The organism is Kitasatospora sp. NPDC004799 (assembly GCF_040609095.1).
Lineage (GTDB): Bacteria > Actinomycetota > Actinomycetes > Streptomycetales > Streptomycetaceae > Kitasatospora.
This window is the reverse complement of record NZ_JBEXJK010000442.1, coordinates 1-6,542: the sequence shown is the minus strand read 5'-3', so window position 1 is coordinate 6,542 and position 6,542 is coordinate 1. Positions and strand designations below refer to the sequence as shown.

Sequence of the window (6,542 nt, the reverse complement as noted above, 5' to 3'; positions counted from 1 at the left end):
CGGTTGCGTCACGGCGAGGGCGCGGGGAGATCACTTCCACCGTTCCTTCACCGGTGCGGCCCGTTCGCCCGCACCGGCCTCGCCCCCACCAGCAGCGCGACGGCGGTCGCGGCGCCGTACAGCGCCGATCCGGCGGCGGTGAGGCCGGGGATGCCGAGCGCGGGCAGGCCGGCCGCGAGCAGCAGGCCGAGGGCGAGGTCGGCGACGGCGGCGGTGGCCAGGGCGGCGGCGAGCGGGGCGTGCCGGCCGACGGCGGCGGAGCGGACGAGTTCGGCGCGCCCGCTCTCCTCCTCGGCCCGGGTGTGCCGGGTGACGGTCAGCACGCTCAGCAGCGCGGTCAGCACGGCGAGCAGGCCGAGCAGCCGGTGGCCGAGCATGGCGCCCCAGGTGTAGTCGGCCAGGTAGTGGGCCGGACCGCTCAGGGCGAGCATCGCCGGGTTGTCCGAGCCGTGGGCGATCGAGGCGCGGTCGGCGGCGGTCGGGTAGACGGTGCGGACGCTGTCGGCGGTGGCCAGGGTGGTCAGCCAGAGGCCGAGCACCCAGGCGGACAGCCGGAACCGGTCGCGGCGCAGGGCGAAGCGGAGCAGCGCCGTGGTGCCGGCCAGCGTGGTGCGGGCCGCCGGGCGCCGGGGTGCGGCGGCGCGGGCGGCGGCCGGGTCGGCGGCGGTGGCGGTCATCGCCCGGCCTCGCCCTCGACGCGGTGCCCGTTGGCGGCCAGCTCGTCGCCGTAGTGGCGCAGCATCAGCTCCTCCAGGGTGGGCGGGTGGCTGACCAGGCCGCGCAGCCCGGCCGCGCTCAGCGCCCGTACGGCGGCGTCGAGTTGGGCGCCGTCCACGGCGAACCTGACCAGGTCGCCCTCGGTGCGCAGGCCGTGCACGCCGGTCAGCGCGTCCAGCCCGGTGACCGGGCGCAGGGTCCGGGCCTCGACGGTGGTGCGGGTGAGGTGGCGCAGCTCGCCGAGGGTCCCGCTCTGCACGACCCGGCCGTGCCGGATGATGCTGACCCGGTCGCCCAGCTTCTCCACCTCGTCCAGGATGTGGCTGGAGAGCAGGACGGTGCGGCCCTCGTGCTTGGCCTGGCGCACGACGTCCTGGAAGACCACCTCCATCAGCGGGTCGAGGCCGGAGGTCGGCTCGTCGAGCAGCAGCAGTTCGGCGTCGGAGGCGAGCGCGGCGACGATGGCGACCTTCTGCCGGTTGCCCTTGGAGTAGCTGCGGCCCTTCTTGGTCGGGTCGAGGTCGAAGCGCTCGATCAGCTCGTCGCGGCGGCGGCGGTCGAGCCGGCCGCGCAGCCGGGAGAGCAGGTCGATGGCCTCGCCGCCGGTGAGGTTGGGCCAGAGCTCGACGTCCCCGGGCACGTAGGCGAGGCGGCGGTGCAGCTCGACGGCGTCGTGCCACGGGTCCTTGCCGAGCATCCGGGCGCTGCCGCCGTCGGCGCGCAGCAGGCCGAGCAGGACGCGGATGGCGGTGGACTTCCCGGCGCCGTTGGGCCCGAGGAAGCCGTGGACCTCGCCGGTCTCGACGGTCAGGTCGAGGCCGTCCAGCGCGGTGGTCCGGCCGAATTCCTTGCGCAGGCCGGACAGGGTGATGGCCTTGGTCATGCTTCTGAAGCTACCGTAGTTTCAGAAAAACGTGAATATTGGGAAGGCGTTAAAGTTCGAGACCGGGCATGCAGGTGATCACCGGAAAGGGGCGCAGGGTGGTGCAGGGGCCGAAGGGCGGCAGGGAACCGGAGCAGGAGCGGGACGACAGCGCGGTGTCGGACTTCGTCGAGCGCTTCGCGGCGGAACTGGTGGTCGCGGGCATGGGCCGGATGCCGTCCCGGATCTTCTCCTGCCTGATGGCGGAGGAGAGCGGGGTGCTCACCTCCGCCGAGCTCTCCGAGCGCCTGCGGATCAGCCCGGCCGCCGTCTCGGGCGCGATGCGCTACCTGATCCAGGTCGGGCTGGTCGCCAAGGAGCGCGAGCCGGGCTCCCGGCGGGACCGCTACCGGGTGCTCAACGACGTCTGGTTCGAGTCGCTGACCCGGCGCGACGAGCTCCTGCTGCGCTGGGTCCGGGTGCTGCGCGAGGGCGAGGCCACCGTCGGGGCCGGGACCGTGGCGGGGGAGCGGCTGGCGGAGAGCGCCGCCTTCTTCGAGTTCATGGTCGACGAGCTGCACGGGATGCTGGGCCGCTGGCGCGAGCACCGCGCGGCCCAGGAGCGGTAGCGGCCCGGCCGGGGGGATCGGCCGTCGGTCCGCGCGGGCCGCGTTGCCCAGCGCCTCCGGTCGGTCGGGCCGGACAACCCAGGGAGGCCGCGACGAGCGGCGGGGCGCGGCTCCCGGTGCGGGAACCGCGCCCCTGGGGCCGGTCGTCGGACTCGCGTCCGCGGGGCGGCGGGCCCCGGGGTCACCTCGTCGGCGTGGCCGAGGGCGAGAACGCGGCGCTGGGCGTGGTGGCGGGCGCGCCGCTCGGGGTGCCCGCCGCGGTCGGGGTGGGGGTGGGGCAGCCCGGGAGCGGCGTCGCCGTCGGGGTGCCGGTGGGGGTGGCGGCCGGGGACGGGGAGCCCGTCGGGGTCGGCGTACCGGTGGGTGCGGCGGTGGGCGTGGCCGTCGGGTCCGGGCAGCCGGTGGGCGTACCGGTCGGGGTGCCCGTCGGGGTGCCGGTGGGCGTGGTCGTCGGCGTGCCGGTCGGGGTCGCCGTCGGGGTGGTGCCGCCGCTCGGGGTGGTCGTCGGCGTCGCGGACGGCGAGGTCGAACCGCCGGGCGTGGGCGTGGCGGTGGCGCTCGGGGAGGTCGTCGGCAGCGGGCTCGGCGACTGGTCCGGCGTCGGCGTGACCGGGGCGGTCGGCTGCGGCCCCGCGGTGGGCGTGCTGCCCGCGCCCGAGCCGCCGGTCGGGACCGCCGGGGCGGTCGGGAGGTACGGCGTGGCCGGCGCGGTGGGCGTCACCGGCGCGCCCGGACGGTTCGGGACGGTGGTCACCGTGCCGCTGCCGAAGTGCGCCATCCAGTTGCGCACCGTCCGCAGGTACTCGCCCGAGTTGTTGTAGCTGAGCACCGCCCGGTCGAGCTGCGCCGGGTCGGCGAGGTCGCGGCCGCCCGCGCACAGGTAGCGGCCGGCGCTCTCGGTGGCGTCGAAGACGTTGTTCGGGTCGGCCTTGCCGTCGCCGTTGGCGTCCACGCCCCAGGAGGCCCAGGTGGACGGGATGAACTGCATCGGCCCGACGGCGCGGTCCCAGCGGGCGTCGCCGTCGTAGCGGCCGCCGTCGGTGTCGGATATCGCGGCGAAGCCGTTGCCGTCCAGGGCCGGGCCGAGGATCGGCGTCAGGGTCGTGCCCGCGGCGTCCACCCGGCCGCCGTTGGCCTGGCCCGACTCGACCTGGCCGATCGCGGCGAGCAGCTGCCAGGGCAGGTGGCAGCCCGGCGAGCGCTGCGCCAGCGCCGTCTCGGCCTGCCGGTAGGCGGCCAGCACGGTGGCGGGCAGCGCGGGCCCGGTGGCCGCGAACGGGCCGGCCGGGGGGCCGCCGGGCAGCGCGCCGGGCGGCTGCGGGAGCTGGACGGTGCCGCCGCCGTCGGCCGGGACGCCGGTGCCGAAGGTGCCGGGGGCGCCCGTCGAGGGGTCGCCGACGGGCAGTGAGCGTCCGGCGCCCTGGCCGGTGGCGCCGCCCGCCGGGCCGGCGTCGGCGGCCGCGACCGGGGCGAGCCCGATACCCGTCACCTGAGAACCGGTCAGCGCGGCGAGCGCGGCGAAGGCCGCCGCCGTGCCCGTGAGCCGCTTGCCGATCCGGAGCCTGCGCCCGCCCTCCGCCGTGCCGATCCGCACCGTCATCCGCTACCCCTCCCCGTCGCCGTCCGGACCCTTCCGGAACGGTTGAGCTGCCGTCATCGTGCCCGCCCCGCTGAGGACGGGGCCCGCCACCGGGACGATTAGTATCACGACGATCTGACAGGGACAGGATGACCGGGAGGCGGACCGGAGCCCCCTGACGGGTAAACGCGGCACTTCAACGGGGGTGCGGCCGGGGGCCGTGCCGTCCCGGCGCAGCCGCCGCCCGCCGCCCCACCGGTCGCGCCAGGCGGCAACTCGCGCTCCGGTGCCGGAAGTTGACCAGGGGCCCAACGGTGGGGGACGGGCGCTCCCCGGCGCCGGACCGGCGGTTCGGAGCGCGGGGGTGGTGCGTGCGCGGTGTTCCGGGCCCCCGGCGCCGCCCCGCGGCCCGCCGTTCTGACCTGCCGAAACGTCGGGGGATCCGGCCGGCGCCCCTTACCAGGACGGTCGCCGGGATGCCAGCGGGTGACGCCGACTCCGCCCTGGACGGGTGACGTTCTGGTGAAAATGGGCATGCCAGGAATCACCGCCCGGCATGCTGTGGCGCGTGATGATGCGGATGGAGGCCCGGACCGTGAGCGCGAACCTGCCGGAGACCGTCGCCGAGGGAGCGGTCGTCCTGCCGGCACCCCCTCGGGTGGTGGACGACCTGGCCCGAGACCTGACCCAGGCCGCCGCGGCGGTCCGGGCGGTGTCGCGCACCTGCCGCCCCGGCGGGGACGTCGCGGTCGCCGCGTACACCGCCGTGGTGTGCACCGGGCGGTCGGCGGCCGGCGCCCTGGAGGAGGCCGCCGCCTGGTGCCGGCAGGCCCCCGAGGCCGAGGTGCACTCGCTGGCCTGGGCACGGGTGCCGGGGCACCGGGAGGACGTCCACGAGTACCGCGTGACCATGGCCGTGAGCTTCCCCGACGGCGACACCGGGGAGCACCTCGGCGACACCCACCACGCCTGGCGCTGACGTCGTATCATCATCCCCATGGTTGAGGGGGGTACGAACGAGATGGTGAACAGCCCGGACGGGACCACCGCGGAGGAGCACGCCGACGGCCCGCGGGAGCTCTCGCGGACCACCGCCGTCCTGGCCACCGTGCTCGCGGCGGTGTTCGGGGCCGCGGTGCTGCTGGCCGTGTTCCACTGGCTGGGGTGGTCCGTCCCGGGGGTCGGCTGGATCGTCGCCAAGGCCGGGATCAAGCTCGCCGTCGGCGGCTTCGCCGGCCTGGCCGTCGTCGCCGCCTGGCTGCGGGCCAGACTGCGGTCGCGGTCCGGGAGTTGATTGCTCCGGCGGTCAACCCGCCTGCGGGGACGGGCAGCTGAGATCGCGCTCGGGTGCCCGGTCCGCCAGCAGGTAGCGCTCGACCACCTCGGTGACGCAGGAGTTGGGGCCGGGGTACTGGCCGTGGTCGCCGTTGCCGGTGACGGTGACCAGCCGGGAGCCGCGCAGCGCGCGGTGGGCGCCGAGCGCCGCCTCGTAGTAGGTCGCCGGATCGTGCACCGAGTTGAGCATCAGGGTCGTCGGCAGGTGGGCGCCGGTCACCGTGACCCGGGGCGCCGGGGCGGCCGGCCAGGCGGCGCAGACCGCGCTGAAGGCGAGCGTCCGGGCACCGGCCAGCGGCCAGCGGGCGGTGTTCTCGGCGCCGCGCTCGATCCAGGTGTCCAGGTCCCTGGTCCACGGGGTGTCGTTGCAGGTCACCGCGAAGTACTCGGCGAGGAACTCCGGGGTGAGGTAGCTGTCGAAGGCCTTCGCGGCCGCCGTACGGGCGGCGGGCTCGGCGCCCTGCCAGTCGTCCACGGTGGCCAGGATCCGGGCCAGGTCGGGGAAGTTGGATGCCCGGTAGACCGCCGACATGGCGAGGCTGTCCAGCTGGTTCGGGCCGATCGTCACCGGGCCCTCGACGAGGGGGGAGTCGTGCAGCGCGGCGCGCCGCCGCTCCCAGTGCGCCCGCACCTGCTCCGGCGTGGCGCCCCAGTGGTAGGTGGCGTCCCGGGCCGCGAGCCAGGGCACGAAGTCCTCGTCGAAGCGGCGCTGGAAGCTCATCGGCTGGCCCAGCTCGTACGTCTCCCAGCTGCCGTCGAAGCCGACGTTGCTGTCCAGCACCATCCGTTCGACCCGGTGCGGGAAGAGCGTCCCGTAGTAGGCGCCGATCATCGAGGCGTAGGACGGGCCGTAGTAGCTGAGCTTGCGCTCGCCGAGCAGGCCGCGGAACAGGTCGATGTCGTGGGCGGTCTGCTCGGTGCTGAGGTAGGGCAGCAGGTCGCCGCTGCGCTCCTGGCAACTGGCGGCCAGCTTCCTGGAGTTGGCGACGACCCGGTCGATCGCAGCGGGGGACCGGTCGCGGTAGTCGCCGGACAGGAACTCCCGGAACTCCTCCGGGGTCTGGCAGACCGCCCTGGTGCTCGCGCCGACCCCGCGCTGGTCGAAGCCGACGATGTCGTACGCGGCGGCGACCGCCGGGGCGCCGGCGGCCAGGTTGGCCGGGCGCAGCAGGCCGGTGCCGCCGGGCCCGCCGGCCGCCATCAGCAGGGTGCCCTTGCGCCGGGCCGGGTCGGTGGCGCGGTGCCGGGAGACGGCGATGGTCAGATCGGCCCCGGCGCCGGGGTGGTGCCAGTCGCGCGGGGCGGTCATGGTGGCGCAGTCCAGCGCGGGCTGCTGGGCGCAGGGCTGCCAGTTCAGCGCCTGCCGGGTGTAGCGGGCGGGCGCCGGATCGGCGTCGCCCGGGTCCCGGCCGGCCGCGTC

7 protein-coding genes are annotated in these 6,542 nt (G+C 76.1%); 3 read left to right on the top strand and 4 right to left on the bottom strand.

What is annotated here, in order from left to right:
• Positions 1-47: 47 nt before the first annotated feature.
• Both ABZW03_RS34880 and ABZW03_RS34875 read right to left on the bottom strand, forming a co-directional pair.
• Positions 48-677, bottom strand: coding sequence for a hypothetical protein (locus tag ABZW03_RS34880; RefSeq protein WP_355267608.1), 630 nt, complete (start codon positions 675-677; stop codon positions 48-50).
• A complete protein-coding gene (locus ABZW03_RS34875; protein WP_355267605.1) occupies positions 674-1,600 on the bottom strand; it encodes an ABC transporter ATP-binding protein in 927 nt (308 codons plus the stop codon). The genes ABZW03_RS34880 and ABZW03_RS34875 overlap by 4 nt, the downstream gene beginning before the upstream one ends.
• A gap of 98 nt (positions 1,601-1,698) precedes the next feature.
• Here ABZW03_RS34875 and ABZW03_RS34870 point away from each other — a divergent pair, with 98 nt between their 5' ends.
• Positions 1,699-2,208, top strand: coding sequence for a MarR family transcriptional regulator (locus ABZW03_RS34870; RefSeq protein ID WP_355267602.1), 510 nt, complete (start codon positions 1,699-1,701; stop codon positions 2,206-2,208).
• Positions 2,209-2,389: 181 nt separating this feature from the next.
• Here the strand turns inward: ABZW03_RS34870 and ABZW03_RS34865 are convergent, their stop codons facing one another.
• Positions 2,390-3,808, bottom strand: a complete 1,419-nt coding sequence (locus tag ABZW03_RS34865) for a lytic murein transglycosylase (RefSeq protein ID WP_355267599.1) — start codon at positions 3,806-3,808, stop codon at positions 2,390-2,392.
• Between the two features lie 535 nt (positions 3,809-4,343).
• On the opposite strand from ABZW03_RS34865, the gene ABZW03_RS34860 reads away from it, so the two are divergent.
• Positions 4,344-4,766 carry a hypothetical protein gene (locus tag ABZW03_RS34860; RefSeq protein WP_355267596.1) on the top strand — a complete coding sequence of 141 codons (423 nt, stop codon included), beginning with the start codon at positions 4,344-4,346 and terminating at the stop codon, positions 4,764-4,766.
• Between the two features lie 18 nt (positions 4,767-4,784).
• Positions 4,785-5,081, top strand: coding sequence for a hypothetical protein (locus tag ABZW03_RS34855; RefSeq protein ID WP_355267593.1), 297 nt, complete (start codon positions 4,785-4,787; stop codon positions 5,079-5,081).
• A gap of 12 nt (positions 5,082-5,093) precedes the next feature.
• Here ABZW03_RS34855 and ABZW03_RS34850 read toward each other — a convergent pair.
• Positions 5,094-6,542: alpha/beta fold hydrolase (locus tag ABZW03_RS34850; protein WP_355267590.1), on the bottom strand; the 1,449-nt coding region annotated here is incomplete at its 5' end.